Genomic DNA, 17,942 nt, shown 5'->3' on the forward strand with positions numbered 1-17,942 from the left:
TCCGGGGAGAGAACCCCTCATCCGTCGCGGACTGCGTCCGCGCCACCTTCTCCCACAGGGGGAGAAGGGAAAGAAGAGCGGCGCCTGCGCTAGCGCGGGGCCATGCGGATGGCGCCGTCGAGGCGGATGGTCTCGCCGTTGAGCATCGGGTTCTCGACGATGTGGACGGCGAGGTTGCCGTACTCCGAGGCGTCGCCGAGGCGGGCCGGATGCGGCACCTGTGCGCCCAGGCTCTTGCGCGCTTCCTCGTTGAGACCCATCAGCAGCGGCGTCAGGAACAGGCCCGGCGCGATGGTGTTGACGCGGATCTTCAGGCTGGCGAGGTCGCGCGCGGCCGGCAGCGTGAGGCCGACGACGCCGCCCTTGGAGGCGGAATAGGCGATCTGACCGATCTGGCCCTCATAGGCCGCAACCGATGCGGTGTTGATGGCGACGCCGCGCTCCTCGCCGATCGGGGCTTCGGTGGCCAGCCGCTCGGCAAACAGGCGCAGCACGTTGAAGGTGCCGATCAGGTTGACGTTGATGATGCGGACGAACTTCGCCAGCGGATAGACGCCGTCCTTGCCGACGATGCGCTGCGAGCCGCCGATGCCGGCGCAGTTCATCAAGACGCGCGCGATGCCGTGCGCCGCCTCGGCCTTGGCGATCGCAGCCTTGATCGCGTCCTCGTCGGTGACGTCGGCATGCAGGGCGACGCCCTTCACCTCGGCGGCGACCTTCTCGGCGTTTTCCTTGTTCTGGTCGATCACGCCGATCCTGGCGCCCTTGGCGGCCATGGCGCGCGCGGTTGCGGCACCAAGGCCGGAGCCACCGCCGGTGATGAGAACGGCAACGTCTTTCAACTGCATCGGAATAACCTTTCCTTGGGCGTTTCTTCTCTAGACTTGGTTATGGCGAATGGTGAGTAGCGAATGGCGAGTGGAAGAGATGACCTCTCCCCATTCGCTACTCGCTATTCGCCATCCGCAATTCTTTCGCTTCCAGCACGCCGCCGAAGATCAAGGCTTCCATGTGCTTGATGTATTCGCGGCAGACCTCGTCGGTGACCGGACCGACGCCGACCGCGCGCGACATCGCGTGGCGGCCGAAGAACAGATGATCGCAGGCGCCGATCAGGCTGGTGTAGAACAGCACCGGATCGATCTTGCGGAATTCGCCGGCCTTGACGCCTTCGGCGAGTAGCCGGCGATGGAAATCCAGCAGCGGCGCGACAAAGAATTTCGACACCTCGTCCGCGGCCTCCTGCGAGCTCTCGTGCAGCAGATAATGGATCAGCCGGTTCATATAGGGGAACTGGTGATAGGCGCGGATGATGCCGCCGATATGCAGCCGCAGCTTCGCGGACGGCGTGATCGGCTGGCTGATGAGATATTCGAGCTGCGACATCTCGGTGGCGGCGTCGCGCGCCAAGAGCGCCAGCAACAGCCCGTCCTTGTTGCCGAAATGATATTTCACCAGCGCTGCGTTGACGCCCGACTTCTGCGCGATGTCGGATAGCGAGACCTCGATCGAGGCGCGCTCGATCATCAGCTCGCTGGCTGCGACCAATAGCTTGTCCGCGGTGGCATTTTTGCCGGCCGGAAGTTTCGTCGGTACGCTGGTATTCAACTGCGCTCTGATCCCGCTCTGTGTCCCGAGCCCATCTCGGCTCGATCTTGGCTCGATCTGCTCGACGGTAAATCGAGGCCGCACATAAGCCCATGGCGGGGCTGCACTCAAGAGTTAATTGATTGATTGACTAAATGCTGAGCCGTCCCTTAAATCCGGCCCAACTTACAAACCCCAATCCGGAAACAGCAGGGAGATCAGACATGGCCGAGGCCTATATCGTCGCCGCCGCTCGCACCGCGGGCGGCCGCAAGGGAGGGCGTCTCGCCGGCTGGCATCCGGCCGATCTGGCCGCGACCGTGCTCGACGCGCTGGTCGACCGCACCGGCGTCGACCCCGCGCAGGTCGAGGACGTGATCATGGGCTGCGTGATGCAGACCGGCGAGCAATCCACCAACATCGCGCGCAACGCTGTGATGGCCTCGAAGCTGCCGGAGAGCGTGCCGGCGACCTCGATCGACCGCCAATGCGGCTCCTCGCAGCAGGCGCTGCACTTCGCGGCGCAGGCGGTGATGTCTGGCACCATGGACTGCGTGATCGCCGCCGGTGTGGAATCGATGACCCGCGTGCCGATGGGCCTCGCCTCCTCGCTGCCCGCCAAGAACGGCTTCGGCCATTACAAGAGCCCGGGCATCGAGGCGAAATATCCCAACATCGTGTTCAGCCAGTTCACCGGCGCGGAGATGATGGCCGAGAAGTACGGCCTGTCGAAGGATGAGCTCGACGAATTCTCCTTTGGCAGCCATCAGCGCGCGATCGCGGCAACACAAGCGGGCGCCTTCAAGGACGAGATCGTGCCGGTGCAAATCACCCGCGCCGACGGCTCGACCGACACCCACCACATCGACGAAGGCATCCGCTTCGACGCCAGCCTCGACGGCATCAAGGGCGTCAAGCTGATCGCCGAGAACGGCAAGCTGACCGCGGCCAGCGCCAGCCAGATCTGCGACGGCGCCTCCGGCGTCATGGTGGTCAACGAGACGGGCCTCAAGGCGCTCGGCCTCACACCGATGGCGCGCATCCATCACATGACGATGATCGGCGGCGATCCCGTGATCATGCTGGAAGCGCCGCTGCCGGCAACCCAGCGCGCGCTGAAGAAGGCCGGCATGACCATCGACGACATCGACCTGTTCGAGGTCAACGAGGCGTTCGCCTCGGTGCCGACCGCGTGGCTGAAGACCACCGGCGCCGATCCGGCGAGGCTCAACGTCAATGGCGGCGCGATCGCGCTCGGCCATCCGCTCGGCGGCAGCGGCACCAAGCTGATGACGACGCTGCTACATGCGCTGAAGCAGCGCAACAAGCGCTACGGTTTGCAGACCATGTGCGAAGGCGGCGGCATGGCCAACGTGACGATCGTCGAGCGGCTGTAAGGAGCGCTCGCAGCCATAGCGGCCTCCACACAAAAGGTGTGCGTCCCGGCCTTGAGCCGGGACCCATGACCACAGGTCGATGTGGTTATGCCGGGCTGCGGCCCCAACTCATTTCAACAACACAACACGGTGGTTATGGGTCCCTGCTTTCGCAGGGACGACGCATCACCTGAGGAAACACCTTTGACCCATCCGTCCATCCACGCGCGTAACCATCCGAACAAGATCGCCTACCAGATGGCGTCATCCGGCAAGGCGATCACCTATCGCGAGCTCGACGAACTCTCGAACCAGGGCGCGCATCTGTTCCGTTCGCTTGGCCTAAAGGCCGGCGACCACATCGCGCTGTTGATGGAAAACCGGCTCGCCTTCATGGAGATCTGCTGGGCCGCGCAGCGCTCGGGGCTGTATTACACCGCGATCAGCCGTTATCTGACCGAAGAGGAGATCGCCTACATCATCAAAGACTGCGGCGCCAAGGTTTTCATCACCACGCCGCAATGCGCCGACAAGGTGAAGGGCCTGATCAAGGGCGAACCCGGCGAACCGCTGTTCTACATGATGGACGAGCCGGCGCCGGGGTTCCGCTCCTACGACAAGGAGGCCGTCGCGCAGCCGACCACGCCCATTGCCGACGAGGTCGCCGGCTACGACATGCTGTATTCCTCCGGCACCACCGGCCGGCCCAAGGGCATCAAGAAGCAGTTCGAGGGCAACCGGATCGACGTGCCGAACCCGTTCCTGCGCATTCTCACCGCCGACATGTGCGGCATGAACGCCGACTCGATCTATCTGTCGCCGGCGCCGCTCTATCACGCGGCTCCCTTGCGCTTCAACATGATGGCGACGGTGCTCGGCGGCACCTCCGTCATCATGGAGCATTTCGACGCCGAGGAATTCCTGAAGCAGGTCGAGACCCACAAGGTGACGCAGTCGCAGCTGGTGCCGACCATGTTCGTTCGCATGCTGAAGCTGCCCGACGAGGTGCGTGCCCGCTACAACGTCTCCTCGCTGAAGGGCGCGATCCACGCCGCGGCGCCCTGCCCGGTCGACGTGAAAGCGAAGATGATCGATTGGTGGGGACCGATCCTGATCGAGTATTATGCCGGCTCCGAAGGCAACGGCGTCACGGTCTCGACCTCGCAGCAATGGCTGACCCACCGCGGCACGGTCGGCCGCGCCGTGGTCGGCAAGGTCAAGATCCTGGACGAGAACGAGCAGGAGGCGCCGACGGGGCAGATCGGTCAGGTCTATTTTGCCGACGCGCCGGCGTTTTCCTATCACAACGATCCCGAGAAGACGAAGAAGGCCTACAACGCCAGGGGCTGGTCGACGCTCGGCGACGTCGGCTATCTCGATGAAGAGGGCTTCCTCTATCTGACCGACCGCAAGAGCTACATGATCATCTCCGGCGGCGTGAACATCTATCCGCAGGAGACCGAGGACGTGCTGATCACGCATCCGGCGGTCTCCGATGTCGCGGTGTTCGGCGTGCCGAACGAGGAGATGGGCGAGGAGGTCAAGGCCGTGGTGCAGCCGCACGACATCGGCAGGGCCGGCAAGGCGCTCGAGGCCGAGCTGATCGCGTTCTGCCGCCAGCACCTGTCGCCGATCAAATGCCCCAGGAGTATCGATTTCGAGCAGGAGCTGCCGCGCACGCCGACCGGAAAGTTGGTGAAGCGGCACCTGCGCGACAAATATTGGCCGAAGGCGCCGGCCAAGGCGTAAATTTCGGAGGGCGTAAAGGCGCGATAGCGCCGTGCCCACCCTCCATGCTCTGCTCGCGATGGTGGGCACGCTAACGCTTTGCCCACCCGACGAAGCTGATCGCGCTCGACAACTCCAATCTGACCTACAACTCCGCCGCCGGCTCGCAGGCGGCGGAAGCCGCAGCGCGCAGATGCAGTTGGCCGTGCTTGCCATTGGCGGTGGTGGTCCACTGCGCATCGATCCGCTGAAGATCGTCCGACAGTTTGCCGCGATGGCTGCCTTCGGTCTCGAACGATCCGTTGCCGTCGGGCGACCGCTCAAAAATCTCGACCTCGAGATCGGACAGCCGGATGAACATCTCCACACCGATCTTCGTCACCTGACGCCCAGCTTCATATGAACCGCAGCCGCGCGCTTCCGCATTCTGCTCGTTCAGAGCCTTGACCTTGTCGAAGGTGATGACGACGTTCTGCACCGTATTGTCGCCGTCCCACAGGAACTCGCCGATATAGGCGTGCGGCAGTTTTTCGGTGAGCTCCTTGATGTCGGCTGCGCGCACGGCAGACACCAGCACAAGACCAGCGGCCACGATCATCAGGCCCGAGACGCGACATCGAGCCGGCCAGCTCTGCAATCCTCGCGTGGCGCATGCGGTATGCATCCCCTGGGCAAAGTTGCTATCGTGAATCAATGGCCGTCAGCATACAGCAAAATGCGCTGGTTGTGCGACGATGCCCAACAGGTGATCTCAGATGGAAACGCTCCCCGACGTCCCGCTGCCCGCAACCATCCGCTCGCGCTATGTCGATGGCATCAACGGCCTCACCATGCATGTGCTCGAAGCCGGCTTCGAAACATCCGGCCGGCCTTGCCTATTGCTGCTGCACGGCTTTCCGGAATTAGCGTTTTCCTGGCGCAAGGTGATGCCGAAGCTCGCTGCGGCCGGCTATCACGTGATCGCGCCGGACCAGCGCGGCTATGGCCGCACCACCGGCTGGAGCGCGGATTATGACGGCGACCTTGCGTCATTCCGCCTGCCCAACCTGGTGCGCGATGCGCTCGGGCTGGTCGCAGCGTTCGGCTACAAGCACGTAGACGCGGTGATCGGGCATGATTTCGGTTCGTCGGTCGCGGCATGGTGCGCACTGATCCGGCCCGACGTGTTCCGCGCGGTGGTGATGATGAGCGCGCCGTTCGCAGGACCGCCGGCACTGCCGTTCAACACGGCGAACGTACCGGCGAAGCAAGCGGCCGAAGACCCCGTGCATCGCGAACTCGCCGCGCTGCCGCGGCCGCGCAAGCACTACCAATGGTACTATTCGACGCGCCCCGCCAACGACGACATGCATCGCGCACCGCAAGGCGTGCACGATTTCCTGCGCGCCTACTATCATCACAAGAGCGCGGACTGGAAAGACAACAAGCCGTACCCGCTGCAATCCTGGTCGGCGGGCGAGCTGGCAAAGCTGCCGACCTATTATGTGATGGATCTCGCTAGGGGCATGGCGGCGACGGTGGCCGAAGAGATGCCGTCACGCGAGGCGATCGCCGCCAACCTTTGGCTGCCGGATCGCGAGCTCGCCTATTACAGCGCGGAGTATCAGCGCACGGGATTCCAGGGCGGACTGCAATGGTATCGCTGTGGCACGTCGGGCGCGTTCACGGCGGAATTGCAGACCTGGAGCGGCCGCCGCATCGATCAGCCGTCGGCGTTCATCTCGGGCAAGCAGGATTGGGGCACCTATCAGCGGCCCGGCGTGTTCGAGACGATGCAGACCAATGTCTGCACCAACATGATCGGCTGCCACCTCGTCGACGGCGCCGGCCACTGGGTGCAGCAGGAGCAGCCGGACGAGGTGAGCCGGCTGCTGCTCCAGTTCGTCGCGCGTGCGGTGCAATAGCGGCGGACGCAACAGGCAATGTTCCAGACATTTCGAGGAACATTCCGAGGAACATTCGATGGAACCCGGCGTTGCGCTCAGCCGGTCCTTTGTCCGGCGACCTGACCTGGAGGAGGACTATGGAAAAGAAGATCGCCGGACTGTTGGGCGCGGTCGCATCGCTCGGTGCGCTCGGAACGGTGCAAGCCGCACCGGCGCCCGCGCCGACCGACGTATTGCGCGCGAATTCCTACGCAGAGCTGCTGGAGCCGATCTCGAACGCTTCGGCGAAGCTGCAAGCGCTCGACGAGACTGCGCCGCCGCAGGCACGCGAGAACGTGCAAGTCGCGCAGTTCTACCATCATCACCACCACCACCATCACCACCACCATCACGGCTACTATCGCGACTATGATCGCGGCTACGGGCCTCGCGTCATCGTGGTGCCGCGCTATCGGCGATATCATCACCATCACCACCATCATCACCACAGCTTCTATCGACGCGACTACTGAGCGTCGGCTGACGTGTGATAAGGCAGCGGGGCCCGCAGGCCCCGCTGTTTTGGTCTAAGAGCCTATGACGTCTCAGTCGCCGCGCGCTTTCTCCTTTGCCGCACGATGCAGATGGCGATAGGTGCCGTCGAACACCGTATCGGTCGACGAGGTCCATTCCGTGCCGGCGGCGAGCTTCGGCCGGCTGTTGTAGATGCGGCGCGCCTGCAATTCGCGTTCGGCGGCTTCCTCCTCGCCCATCGGCTCGAGCTGAAAACCCGCCTCTTCCGGGATCACGATGATCTGCGCGAACGGCTCGTTCGGCCGGAAGATGTGCGTGCGGCCCTCGGCCGGCGCCTTGAACACGCAGAAGAACATCATCGGCCACCAGTTGCGGATCAGCGCCGGAACGGCGATCGGCACCGTGTCGGTACGGTCGGTATAGAAGCGCGGATGCGGCTCGGTGCGGACCGCCATGCCCGGTTCGACCTTGAGGTCGAGCAGGATCTGGTAGGTATAGAACGTGGTGCCGAAATTGCGGAACGGTGGCCACTGCACGCCGCTGTCCGGCGGTTCGCCCCAATCGGCATCGAGATGCAGTTGCCCATCGCGCGTGGTGACATGCAGCTCGAAGTCGTAGGGATAGAACAGCTCGATGCCGTATTGCGCACCCTCCGAGAACGGCACGCAATGCCAGACCTGTTCGCGTGAGCCGTCGGCGCGCGGCTCGCGCTGACCCGCCCAGCCGGGAATCTCGAGCCTGGTCCGCCGCGGCGCCAGGCGTGGATCGTTCAGGCGATATTTGACCGTGCTCATGGAGTCCCCCGCTGATCAGCACCGGAACTCGAACGGGCGCGGAAACGCCTGGTTCCCTTCATCGTGATCAAAAACGGTGCCAGCCAATGGCCCTTTCGGTTGACCGGCGCGCCGATGATCAATATTAGAATTATTCTAATTCTAAGTTGGATGAATAAGGCGTTGCCGTGAAGAATTTCGCCGATCTGACCGAGCGCGAGGTGCTGGCGGTCGCGATTGCCTCCGAAGAGGAGGACAGCCGCATCTACATGTCCTTCGCCGAGGATCTTGCCAGCCGCTATCCTGATACCGCAAAGATCTTCGAGGAGATGGCCGAGGAGGAGCGCGGCCATCGCCACCGGCTGCTGGAAACCTACGAGCAACGCTTCGGTCCGCATCTGCCGCCGATCCGGCGTGAGGACGTCAAAGGCTTTCTGCGCCGGCGCCCGATCTGGCTGACCAAGAACCTGCCGCTCGACACCATCCGCAAGGAAGTCGAGACCATGGAGCTCGAGGCCGAACGCTTCTACGCCAAGGCGGCCGAGAAGGCCGAGGATACCGGCGTGCGCCGGCTGCTCGGCGATCTCGCCGAGGAGGAGAAAGGCCACGAGAAGCTCGCGATCAAGCTGACCGGCGAGATCCTCAAGCCCGATGTGCGCGCGGAGGAAGACCGCACGCGGCGGCGGATGTTCGTGCTGCAATATGTGCAGCCGGGACTTGCCGGACTGATGGACGGCTCGGTCTCGACCTTGGCGCCGCTGTTCGCCGCCGCCTTCGCGACCCATCACAATTGGCAGACCTTCCTGGTCGGGCTGGCCGCGTCGATCGGCGCCGGCATCAGCATGGGCTTTGCCGAGGCGCTGTCCGACGACGGCTCGCTGACCGGCCGCGGCTCGCCCTGGCTGCGCGGCCTCACCTGCGGATTGATGACGACGCTCGGCGGCCTCGGCCACACCATTCCCTATCTGGTGCCGGATGCCTGGCCGAATGCGTTCTGGATCGCGACCGCAATCGCCGGAATCGTCGTGTTCTTCGAATTGTGGGCGATCGCCTTCATCCGCTCGCGCTACATGGACACGCCGTTCCTGCAGGCGGTGTTCCAGATCGTGCTCGGCGGCGCGATCGTGCTCGCAGTCGGCATCTTGATCGGCGCGGCGTAGCAATTCCGATCAAGCACGGCGGCGGTGCCGCGGTTACAGCGCTTGCGGGCGGCAGCCAAACTGCCCATCATCGCGCCAACAACCAGAACCGGGAGCATGCCGTGGCCAAATCGCACTGGAGTTTCAAGACCGCCGTCGAATTGTCGGCGGCGCTGCGCAAGAAAGAGGTCTCGGCCGTGGAGCTCGCGGAGGATGCGATCGGCCGCATCGAGCGCCATGACGGCAAGGTCAATGCGGTCTGCGTGCGCGATTTCGAGCGCGGCCTCGCCGCGGCCCGCGCTGCCGACGCCGCGATTGCGCGCGGCGAGCACCGGCCGCTGCTCGGCATTCCCATGACGGTGAAGGAATCCTTCAACGTCGCGGGCTTGCCGACCACCTGGGGCTTTCCGCCGCACAAGGATTTCACGCCGACCGAAGACGCGCTCGCGGTCCAGCGGGTGAAGGACGCCGGCGGCGTGATCCTCGGCAAGACCAACGTGCCGGTCGGCCTCGCCGACTGGCAGAGCTATAACGAGATCTACGGCACCACCAACAACCCTTACGATCTCGGCCGCACGCCGGGCGGCTCCTCCGGCGGATCGTCGGCCGCGCTCGCTGCGGGTTACGGCGCGCTGTCGCTGGGCTCCGACATCGGCGGCTCGCTGCGGGTGCCGGCATTCCACTGCGGCATCTATGCGCACAAGCCGACCTTCGCGCTGCTGCCGTCGCGCGGCCACACGCCGCCGCCGCTGCCGCCACTGCCGTTCGATCGCGATCTGTCGGTGATCGGCCCGATGGCGCGCGGCGCGGCCGACCTCGCGCTGGTGCTCGACGTGATGGCCGGTCCCGATCCGCTCGAAGCGGGCAAGGCCTATCGCCTCGACCTGCCGGCGGCGCGCCACGCGAGCCTGAAGGATTTCCGCATCCTCGTTATCGACAGCGATCCGGTGCTGCCGACCGACAGGGTGATCCGGGGAAGCATCGACAAGCTTGCCAGCAACCTCGACAAGGCCGGCGCGAAGGTCTCTCGCGCGAGCCCGCTGCTGCCGGACTTCGCCGCCTCCTCGCGTCTCTATATGCGGATGCTGCTGTCGTTCCTCGCGGCCACGTTCCCGCCGGAAGTCTATGCCGGCGCCTGCGCCGCCGCTGCGGCGCTGCCTGCCGACAACACCAGTCTGCAGGCCGAACGGCTACGCGGCATCGCGCTCAGCCATCGCGACTGGGTGATCGCCGACGGCGGCCGTGCGCGGTTGCGCGCGCAGTGGCGCGAGCTGTTCAAATCGTTCGACGCGGTGATCTGCCCGATCATGCCGACGCCGGCCTATCCGCACGATCATTCGCCCGACCAGGAGCAGCGCAAGATCCTGATCGACGGCGTGCCGCACGTCTACACCGACCAGCTCGCCTGGCCCGGCATCGCGACCCTGCCCGGCCTGCCCTCGACCGCGATCCCGACCGGCTTTGCGCCCGACGGACTGCCGATCGGCGTGCAGATCGTCGGCCCGTGGCTCGAGGACCGCACGCCGCTGAAGCTCGCCGAGCTGATCGAGCGCGAATTCGGCGGCTTCGTGCCGCCGAAGATGTTTGATGATTGACACACGAAGACTCTAGACGCCGTCATTGCGAGGAGCAAAGCGACGAAGCAATCCACATCTCGGCAGGCAGAGAAATGGATTGCTTCGCTGCGCTCGCAATGACGAACAACAGGGGAAACCGGTGAGCACAGACCTCGAAGAACTCACAAAACTCAACAAGGATTACGTCGATTCCGTTCAGAACTGCGACGTCAAGCGCTTTGACGAGATCCTGGCGCAGGACTTCTACTGCACCAATCCCGACAAGAGCCTGGTCGACCGCACCGCCTTCCTGAAGCAGACGGCGATCCCGGTGAAGATCAAGGGACTGAAAGCCGAGGACGTCAAAATCCGCGTCCTCGGCGATTTCGCCATCATCCACGCCCGCACCAGCTATCTCAACGCCGACGGCGAGCAGGCCTATGGCCGCTACACCGACTGCTGGGCGCGGCAGAACGGGAAATGGCTCGCGGTGTCCGCGCATGTGGCGCGGTGAAGACGGACGCCAATCTCAACTGTCGTCCCGGCGAAGGCCGGGACGACAGACAATCAGCTATCGAACATGATCACGCTGCGCAGCGTCTTGCCGGCCTTCATGTTGGCAAAGCCCTCGTTGATCTCGGACAGCTTCAGCTTGGCCGAAATCCAGTCCTCCAGATGCAGTCTGCCGCGCATGTAGAAGTCGACCAGGCGCGGCATGTCGACGCGGAAGTGGTTCGAGCCCATCGACGAGCCCTGGATGCGCCGCTCGCGCAGGAAGTCGAAGCCGTGCAGCTCGATCTTCTGGCCGAACGGGATCATGCCGACGATGGTCGCGGTGCCGCCTGCCGCCAGCATGGCGAAGGCCTGCTCGGCGGTGTCCTTGCGGCCGAGCACCTCGAAGGAGTGCTGCACGCCGCCGCCGGTGAGCTCGCGCACCTGCTGGACCACGTCGCCGCGGGCGGGATCCACGATGTCGGTGGCGCCCAGTTTGGTCGCGAGTTGCAGCTTGGCCGGATTGGTGTCGATCGCGATGATGCGGCCGGCGCCGGCGATCTGCGCGCCGTTGATCGCGGCCATGCCGACGCCGCCGCAGCCGATCACAGCCACGGTCTCGCCCGCGGTCACCTTCGCGGTGTTCACCACCGCGCCGTAACCGGTGATGACGCCGCAGCCGATCAACGCGGCGAGATCGAGCGGCATCTCCTTCTTGATCTTCACGATGGCGTTCTCATGCACCAGCATCTGCTCGGCGAACGACGACAGGTTGAGAAATTGATTGAGCTTCTCCTTCCTGCCCCAGGACAGCCGATTGGAGGCGCCCGGCAGCATCTTCACCGTGGTGTCGGTGCACAGCACGGTGCGGCCGGTGGTGCAATTGTCGCAGGTGCCGCAGAACACCGAGAGGCACGTCACGACGTGGTCGCCGGGCTTCACATAGTTGACGTCGGAGCCGACCTTCTCGACCACGCCGGCCGATTCATGACCGAGCACCGCCGGCAGCGGATGCGGATAAAGGCCTTCCATGAAGTGCAGGTCGGAATGGCAGAGGCCAGCGACCGCAGTGCGGATCAGGACCTCGCGCGGTCCCGGATTGGGCACGCTGACATCCTCGATCACCAGCGGCTGATTGACTTCATGCAGGACGGCGGCCTTCATCGGAATTTCCTCTCATGTTTTTTGTTGTGCCCGCTCTCCACCTCTCCCAAGGGGAGAGGTCGGAGCGCATCGAAGATGCGGTCCGGGTGAGGGGTTCATATCTATCGATGGAGCGCAACCCCTCACCCGGATCGCTGGCGCGATCCGACCTCTCCCGATGGGAGAGGTGAGAGTGCGCGAGCGGCCGAAGATCAGCCTACGCTGCGAGGAGCAATTCGCCAACCTCGGCGATGCCGACGGCGCGCTCGCCGAGCAGGTGCTCTGTGATCCTGCGCTGAACGGTATTTTCCGTTAGCCGGAACGGATCGCCCGACATCACGCGGTGATCGATCACCATCCGCGACAGCAACAGCCGGCGCGCGTCGCCGCGCATCTCGTGGATGCGTCCGCCTTCCCACGCCAGCGCCACGGCGCTTGCGACATGATAGAGCAGGCTGGTGGCGCGCCGCGCATCGCCCTCATTGTCGATACGGCTTGCGACCTCGCGCGCAAACGCGATCGCACGGTCGCTGAGATCGCGCAGCCGGCTGCGCCACGCCAGCGGCACATTCGGGCTGTCGTCGAGCCGCGCATGCAGATCGGCGGCGAGCGCATGGTCGGCGCCGTGACGTCCCACCGCACGCTTCAGCGCATCGATTGCGACGATGTTGCCGGTGCCCTCCCAGATCGAACCGAGATGCGCATCGCGCAGCAGCCGCGGCGTGACGAATTCCTCGATGTAGCCGATGCCGCCGCGCATCTCCATCGCGTCGCCGCAGACTTTTCGGGCATCACGGGTGGCGCGGAATTTCAGGGTCGGGGTCAGGATACGCAGCAGCGCTGCGGCATCCTGGCTGCCGGCCTCGGCGCGGTCGAGCGCGTCCGCGGTCAGGAAGCTCATCGACAGCGCCTGCTCGGTCGGCAGCATGATCTTCATCAGCTGGCGCCGCGCCAGCGGCAGGTCGATGATGCGCTGGCCGAACACCACGCGCCCGCGCGCCACCGTGATCGCATCATGCCAGGCACGGCGCATCAACGCGGTCGACTTCACGCCATTGGAGAGCCGCGACGAATTCACCATCTCGGCCATCTGCACGAAACCGCGATCGAGCTTGCCGACGGCGTAGGCGATCGCACCGTCGAACTTGATCTCGCCCGAGGCCATCGAGCGGGTGCCGAGCTTGTCCTTCAAGCGCACGATCCGATAGTGGTTCTGCGAGCCGTCGTCGAGGAAGCGCGGCATCAGGAACAGGCCGACGCCTTTGGTGCCCGGCCCCGCGCCCTCGGGGCGCGCCAGCAGCATCACCACCTTGGCATCGGCGTTCGAGCAGAACCACTTCTCGCCATAGAGCCGCCAGTGGTCGCCCTCCTGCACGGCGCGGGTGGTCAGTGTGCCGACATCGGAGCCGCCTTCCTTCTCGGTCATGAACTGGCCACCCTGCGTGAGCTTGCTCATGTCGGTCTGGGTCAGTCCGTCCAAATATTTCGCCTTCAACGCCTCGCTGCCGAAATTAGCCAGCAGCTTCGCGCATCCGTCGGTGACGTTAATCGGACAGCCCATGCCGAATTCGGTCTGGTTGAACAGGAAAGTGAAGGCGTGCTTGGCCACCACGGGATATTTGTCGGGCCAGCCCATGATCCCCTTGCGGAGCGACAGCGCATGGATGCCGAACTCTCCGAACGCGGCCTTCTCGAGCTCGCGATAGGCCGGATGATATTCGATTGTTTGCACGTCGCGGCCGAACTTGTCGCGCTGGTGCAGCACCGGCGTATGCCGGTCGGCGAGCCGCGCGTATTCGTCGAGCGTGCCGCCGGCCAATCCGCCGAGCCGGTCGAGATGCGGCTCGATGTGGCGGAACAACGCCTCAGGCAGATGCAGTTTCAGAAGGTCCGATAGCGCCGGATCGGCCCGGTAGAAATTCATTCCCGTGGTGTCGGGCGCCAACAGGCCCGGCTGGCTGGCGGACGTTTTCGGATCCTGCTTGTGCGGCTGCATTGAATTCCCGGCTGCGGTGCTCATTTGTTTGGGCACGACTATCCTCCTCCGGCCGAGCAAAGGAAAGCCCAATGGATATTCCAAAATACAAGATCGCCCTGATCGTCGGCGCCGGCGCGGGCCTCAGCGCCTCGCTGACGCGGCTATTTTCGCGGGAGGGAATTCGCGTGGCGCTGGGCGCCCGCAGTATCGAGAAGCTCGGCGCGCTCTGCACCGAAACCGGCGCGAAGGCCTATGCCTGCGACACCACCAAGGCCGAGGATGTCGAGCGGCTTTTCGGCCTGGTCGAGCGCGAGGTCGGAACGCCTGATCTCGTGGTCTACAACGCCAGTGGTCGCAGCCGCGGGCCGTTCGTCGAACTCGTGCCGTCAGAGGTCGAGCAGGCGATCGCGGTCTCGGCGTTCGGCGGCTTCCTGGTGGCGCAAGAGGCGGCGAAGCGCATGCTGCCCAACAGGAAGGGTGCGATCCTGTTCACCGGCGCCTCCGCCAGCGTCAAGGGCTATGCGCAATCGGCGCCGTTCGCGATGGGCAAGTTCGCGCTGCGCGGCCTGGCGCAGAGCATGGCGCGCGAACTATCGCCGCAAGGTATCCATGTCGCGCATTTCGTGATCGACGGCGGCATCCGCAGCGCCGCCCGCACCGAGCCCGCCGATAAGCCGGACTCGATGCTCGATCCCGATGCGATTGCGCTGAGCTACTGGAACGTGCTGCAACAGCCGCGCAGCGCCTGGAGCTGGGAGCTGGAATTGCGGCCCTGGGTCGAGAAGTTTTGAGATGACGAAGATCATGTAATCGACGTAGGATGGGCCTAAATCGCCGCCGCATTCGTCATTGCGAGGAGCGAAGCGACGAAGCAATCCATTTCCTCGACTTGCGGCGGCATGGATTGCTTCGCTGCGCTCGCAATGACGGATTGAACTGGGGAAGGAAAACATGTCGAACGAAATCAAGATCGAGACCGGCACCGACGAACTGCTCTGCGTGATCCGCGACCGCGTCGCCATCATCACGCTGAACCGCCCGGATGCGCGCAACTCGCTGTCGGACACGCTGACGCCTGCGCTGCGCACCATGATCCGGACCTGCGGCGAGAATCCCGAGGTCGGCGTGCTGCTGGTCACCGGCGCCGGCAAGGCGTTCTGCGCCGGCGGCAACGTCAAGGGCATGGGCGCCAATCGCGACCCGAAGAAGCTCGAAATGTCCTATGAGGACAAGGTCGCGGATCTGCAGGAGCGCCAGCGCCTGCTGACCGGCGCGCTCGCCTCGGTGCGCAAGCCGACCATTGCAGCACTTCCCGGCCCCGCGGTCGGCGCCGGGCTTGCGATCGCGATGGCCTGCGATATCCGGATCGCGGCGCAATCCGCCTTCATCTCGACCGGCTATCTGCGCGTGGCGCTGAGCGGCGATTACGGCATGGCCTGGCTGTTGACGCGGCTGGTCGGCACCTCGCGCGCCCGCGAATTGATGTTCACCTCGGAGAAGGTCGACGCCGCCAGATGCGAGCAGATCGGCCTCGTCAACCGCGTGGTGCCTGACGAAGCACTCCAGGACGAAGCGTTCGCGCTGGCAAAGTCGATCGCCGAAGGCCCGACACTGGCGCTGCGCTACATGAAGGACAATCTTGACGAAGCGCTACAATTCGATTTCGCCACCGCGCGCGACCACGAGGCCGAGCGGCTGATCCGCCTCACCACGACGGCCGATCACAAGGAGGCGGTGCAGGCCTTCATCGAAAAGCGCAAGCCGGTGTTTCGGGGGAGCTGAGCGCGTAGCGCCTTTGAAGTCACCTCTCGCTTGTGGGAGAGGCTCACAAGTGCGTAGCCCGGATGGAGCGCAGCGAAATCCGGGATCAGTCTGAGCGCGGATAGAGCCTCCCCGGATTGCGCTACGCTCCATCCGGGCTAGGATGTTGGCTGCGCGAAAAATCCACGAACGCGCGCAGCGCAGCCGGCAATTGGCGGCGGCTGGGGTAATAGAGGAAGAAGCCGGGATAGGCTGGACACCAGTCGGCCAGCACGCGCACCAGCTTCTTTTTCGCGATCAGCGTCTCGACCTGCGCCTCGAACACGTAAGCGAGCCCCGCTCCGTCGAGCGCCGCATCGACCATCAGGTCCTGGTCGTTCAACGTCAGCGGTCCCGCGACGTCGATATCGACCTCGATGCCGCCGCGTTCGAACTCCCAACGATAGACCGCACCTGAGGTGAATCGATAGCGGATGCAGGGCAATCCCCTCAGATCATGCGGCGTGACCGGCGGCTTGTGGACCTTGAAATAGCCCGGCGAGCCGACCACGGCGAAGCGATGCCGCGGACCGATCGGGACCGCGATCATGTCGGCGGCAATGGTCTCGCCGAAGCGGACGCCGGCGTCGAAGCCCGCGGCGACCATGTCGATCAGCGCGTCGTTGATCATGATTTCGACGCTGATGTCGGGAAACGCCTTCAGGAAGTGCGTGACGATCGGCAGCAGCACCAGCTGCGCCGATTGGCGCGCCGCGGTGAAGCGCAGCGTGCCCGCCGGACGTCCGCGAAAATTGTTGAGATCCTCCAGCGCGTCGTCGATGTCGCGGAACGCCGGGCTGATCCGCGCGAACAAGAGCTCGCCGGGCCTCGGTCAGCGCGACGCTGCGGGTGGTGCGGTTGACGAGGCGCAGATCGAGCCGCTCCTCGATATTGCGCAGCGCATGCGACAGCGCCGAGGCCGACACGCCAAGCTCGGTCGCCGCCGCGCGAAAGCTCTTGTGGCGGGCGATCGCGAGGAACGTTGCGAGGTCGGAGGGATCGATCCGCATTGATGAATTTTTCTCAACAGCTTACGAAATTCATAGCGGATTATCTCAATTATGGCGAGAGGCTATCCCTTGCCCATCAGCCTGGCACTGCGCCGGGCCCAACAGAAAAGGGCAAGATCATGCGTGTCTGGTTCATCACAGGAGCTTCCCGGGGATTTGGCGCCCTGATTGCGGAGGCCGCGCTCAAGGCAGGTGATGCAGTGGTTGCGACCGCCCGCGACCCCGCAACCGTCGTGGCACGGCTCGGCCGGCATGAGCGGCTGCTGGCCACCAGGCTGGACGTCACCAGGGAGACCGAAGCTCACGCTGCGGCGAGCGAAGCGGTCAAGACGTTCGGCCGCATCGATATCCTGATCAACAATGCCGGCTACGGCCTGCTCGGCGCGATCGAGGAAGCCAGTGCTGAAGAAACCCAGCGTCTGTTCGGCACCAACGTGTTCGGCCTGCTCGGCGTTGCCCGCGCGGTGCTGCCGCATATGCGCCGGCAGCGCTCCGGCCACATCATCAACATCTCGTCGGTCGGCGGCTACACCGGCTATCCCGGCTGGGGCGTCTACGGCGCGACCAAGTTCGCGGTGGAAGGCATCAGCGAGGCACTGGCGGCCGAAGTCGCACCGCTCGGCATCAAGGTGACCGTGGTCGAGCCCGGCTTCTTCCGCACCGACTTCCTCGACGACGCTTCGCTGTCGCGCACCGCGCATCAGATCGAGGATTATCACGCGAGCGTCGGCAAGACCCGCGCCGCAGCCGTCGAGTTCAACCACGGCCAGCGCGGCGACCCGCGCAAGCTTGCGGGCGCGATGCTGCAACTCGTCAACGCGCAGAACCCGCCGCTGCGGCTGCCGCTCGGCAGCGACACGGTCGAGCGAATCGAGACGAAGAATGCGTTTGTTGCGAAAGAGCTCGCGGAATGGCGGGCGGTCGCGACGTCGACGGATTTTACGGAATAGCGTCGCGTGAC

General features: G+C 64.6%; 16 protein-coding genes and 1 pseudogene. 10 read left to right on the forward strand and 7 right to left on the reverse strand.

Annotated features, from left to right (window positions below):
- Positions 1-89: 89 nt before the first annotated feature.
- Positions 90-848 (reverse strand): SDR family NAD(P)-dependent oxidoreductase, encoded by a 759-nt coding sequence (locus ACVMB0_RS04990; RefSeq protein WP_456751891.1) that lies wholly within the window; start codon positions 846-848, stop codon positions 90-92.
- 97 nt (positions 849-945) lie between these two features.
- Entirely contained in the window at positions 946-1,608 is a 663-nt protein-coding gene (locus ACVMB0_RS04995; protein WP_456751890.1) for a TetR family transcriptional regulator, read from the reverse strand.
- Between the two features lie 203 nt (positions 1,609-1,811).
- On the opposite strand from ACVMB0_RS04995, the gene ACVMB0_RS05000 reads away from it, so the two are divergent.
- Both ACVMB0_RS05000 and ACVMB0_RS05005 read left to right on the forward strand, forming a co-directional pair.
- Positions 1,812-2,984, forward strand: coding sequence for an acetyl-CoA C-acetyltransferase (locus tag ACVMB0_RS05000; protein ID WP_461345493.1), 1,173 nt, complete (start codon positions 1,812-1,814; stop codon positions 2,982-2,984).
- A gap of 183 nt (positions 2,985-3,167) precedes the next feature.
- Complete coding sequence (locus ACVMB0_RS05005; protein ID WP_461345494.1) at positions 3,168-4,712, forward strand: acyl-CoA synthetase; 1,545 nt, start codon at positions 3,168-3,170, stop codon at positions 4,710-4,712.
- Between the two features lie 124 nt (positions 4,713-4,836).
- Here ACVMB0_RS05005 and ACVMB0_RS05010 read toward each other — a convergent pair whose 3' ends face one another.
- On the reverse strand, positions 4,837-5,283 hold the full coding sequence (locus ACVMB0_RS05010) for a hypothetical protein (RefSeq protein ID WP_461345495.1): 447 nt from the start codon (positions 5,281-5,283) through the stop codon (positions 4,837-4,839).
- A gap of 163 nt (positions 5,284-5,446) precedes the next feature.
- On the opposite strand from ACVMB0_RS05010, the gene ACVMB0_RS05015 reads away from it, so the two are divergent.
- Positions 5,447-6,595, forward strand: coding sequence for an alpha/beta fold hydrolase (locus ACVMB0_RS05015; protein WP_456751886.1), 1,149 nt, complete (start codon positions 5,447-5,449; stop codon positions 6,593-6,595).
- Positions 6,596-6,714: 119 nt separating this feature from the next.
- Positions 6,715-7,089: a hypothetical protein gene (locus ACVMB0_RS05020; protein WP_456751885.1), complete on the forward strand. Its 375-nt coding sequence runs from the start codon at positions 6,715-6,717 to the stop codon at positions 7,087-7,089.
- 72 nt (positions 7,090-7,161) lie between these two features.
- Here the strand turns inward: ACVMB0_RS05020 and ACVMB0_RS05025 are convergent, their stop codons facing one another.
- Positions 7,162-7,884, reverse strand: a complete 723-nt coding sequence (locus ACVMB0_RS05025; protein WP_456751884.1) for a hypothetical protein — start codon at positions 7,882-7,884, stop codon at positions 7,162-7,164.
- A gap of 167 nt (positions 7,885-8,051) precedes the next feature.
- Here ACVMB0_RS05025 and mbfA point away from each other — a divergent pair, with 167 nt between their 5' ends.
- The 3 genes from mbfA (at position 8,052) to ACVMB0_RS05040 (ending at position 11,072) form a co-directional block, all read left to right on the forward strand.
- Positions 8,052-9,023 carry an iron exporter MbfA gene (gene mbfA, locus ACVMB0_RS05030; protein WP_461345496.1) on the forward strand — a complete coding sequence of 324 codons (972 nt, stop codon included), beginning with the start codon at positions 8,052-8,054 and terminating at the stop codon, positions 9,021-9,023.
- Between the two features lie 101 nt (positions 9,024-9,124).
- Positions 9,125-10,597: an amidase gene (locus tag ACVMB0_RS05035; RefSeq protein WP_461345497.1), complete on the forward strand. Its 1,473-nt coding sequence runs from the start codon at positions 9,125-9,127 to the stop codon at positions 10,595-10,597.
- 121 nt (positions 10,598-10,718) lie between these two features.
- Positions 10,719-11,072 (forward strand): nuclear transport factor 2 family protein, encoded by a 354-nt coding sequence (locus ACVMB0_RS05040; RefSeq protein ID WP_461345498.1) that lies wholly within the window; start codon positions 10,719-10,721, stop codon positions 11,070-11,072.
- A gap of 53 nt (positions 11,073-11,125) precedes the next feature.
- On the opposite strand, the gene ACVMB0_RS05045 is transcribed toward ACVMB0_RS05040, so the two are convergent.
- The gene (locus ACVMB0_RS05045; protein ID WP_021081445.1) at positions 11,126-12,214 is read right to left on the reverse strand and encodes a Zn-dependent alcohol dehydrogenase; all 1,089 of its coding nucleotides are present in this window, start codon (positions 12,212-12,214) and stop codon (positions 11,126-11,128) included.
- A gap of 196 nt (positions 12,215-12,410) precedes the next feature.
- A complete protein-coding gene (locus tag ACVMB0_RS05050) occupies positions 12,411-14,189 on the reverse strand; it encodes an acyl-CoA dehydrogenase family protein (protein WP_461349593.1) in 1,779 nt (592 codons plus the stop codon).
- 71 nt (positions 14,190-14,260) lie between these two features.
- On the opposite strand from ACVMB0_RS05050, the gene ACVMB0_RS05055 reads away from it, so the two are divergent.
- Together ACVMB0_RS05055 and ACVMB0_RS05060 are read left to right on the forward strand one after the other, a co-directional pair.
- A complete protein-coding gene (locus ACVMB0_RS05055; RefSeq protein WP_456751878.1) occupies positions 14,261-14,962 on the forward strand; it encodes an SDR family NAD(P)-dependent oxidoreductase in 702 nt (233 codons plus the stop codon).
- A 160-nt stretch (positions 14,963-15,122) separates the two neighbouring features.
- Positions 15,123-15,953, forward strand: coding sequence for an enoyl-CoA hydratase (locus ACVMB0_RS05060; RefSeq protein WP_461345499.1), 831 nt, complete (start codon positions 15,123-15,125; stop codon positions 15,951-15,953).
- A 121-nt stretch (positions 15,954-16,074) separates the two neighbouring features.
- Here ACVMB0_RS05060 and ACVMB0_RS05065 read toward each other — a convergent pair.
- A pseudogene (locus ACVMB0_RS05065) lies at positions 16,075-16,981 on the reverse strand (LysR family transcriptional regulator).
- A gap of 119 nt (positions 16,982-17,100) precedes the next feature.
- On the opposite strand from ACVMB0_RS05065, the gene ACVMB0_RS05070 reads away from it, so the two are divergent.
- On the forward strand, positions 17,101-17,931 hold the full coding sequence (locus ACVMB0_RS05070) for an oxidoreductase (RefSeq protein ID WP_461345500.1): 831 nt from the start codon (positions 17,101-17,103) through the stop codon (positions 17,929-17,931).
- Positions 17,932-17,942: the final 11 nt, after the last annotated feature.

The sequence above is a fragment of the Bradyrhizobium sp. USDA 4451 genome (assembly GCF_054822585.1).

What these genes read in the sequence shown, in the direction of transcription:
- ACVMB0_RS05055 (WP_456751878.1), top strand. Translation starts at nt 14,261, where the DNA reads ATGGATATTCCAAAATACAAGATCGCCCTGATCGTCGGCGCCGGCGCG.
- ACVMB0_RS05025 (WP_456751884.1), bottom strand. Translation starts at nt 7,884, where the DNA reads ATGAGCACGGTCAAATATCGCCTGAACGATCCACGCCTGGCGCCGCGG.
- ACVMB0_RS05060 (WP_461345499.1), top strand. Translation starts at nt 15,123, where the DNA reads ATGTCGAACGAAATCAAGATCGAGACCGGCACCGACGAACTGCTCTGC.
- ACVMB0_RS05015 (WP_456751886.1), top strand. Translation starts at nt 5,447, where the DNA reads ATGGAAACGCTCCCCGACGTCCCGCTGCCCGCAACCATCCGCTCGCGC.
- ACVMB0_RS05000 (WP_461345493.1), top strand. Translation starts at nt 1,812, where the DNA reads ATGGCCGAGGCCTATATCGTCGCCGCCGCTCGCACCGCGGGCGGCCGC.
- ACVMB0_RS05070 (WP_461345500.1), top strand. Translation starts at nt 17,101, where the DNA reads ATGCGTGTCTGGTTCATCACAGGAGCTTCCCGGGGATTTGGCGCCCTG.
- ACVMB0_RS05045 (WP_021081445.1), bottom strand. Translation starts at nt 12,214, where the DNA reads ATGAAGGCCGCCGTCCTGCATGAAGTCAATCAGCCGCTGGTGATCGAG.
- ACVMB0_RS05020 (WP_456751885.1), top strand. Translation starts at nt 6,715, where the DNA reads ATGGAAAAGAAGATCGCCGGACTGTTGGGCGCGGTCGCATCGCTCGGT.
- ACVMB0_RS04990 (WP_456751891.1), bottom strand. Translation starts at nt 848, where the DNA reads ATGCAGTTGAAAGACGTTGCCGTTCTCATCACCGGCGGTGGCTCCGGC.
- ACVMB0_RS05050 (WP_461349593.1), bottom strand. Translation starts at nt 14,189, where the DNA reads ATGCAGCCGCACAAGCAGGATCCGAAAACGTCCGCCAGCCAGCCGGGC.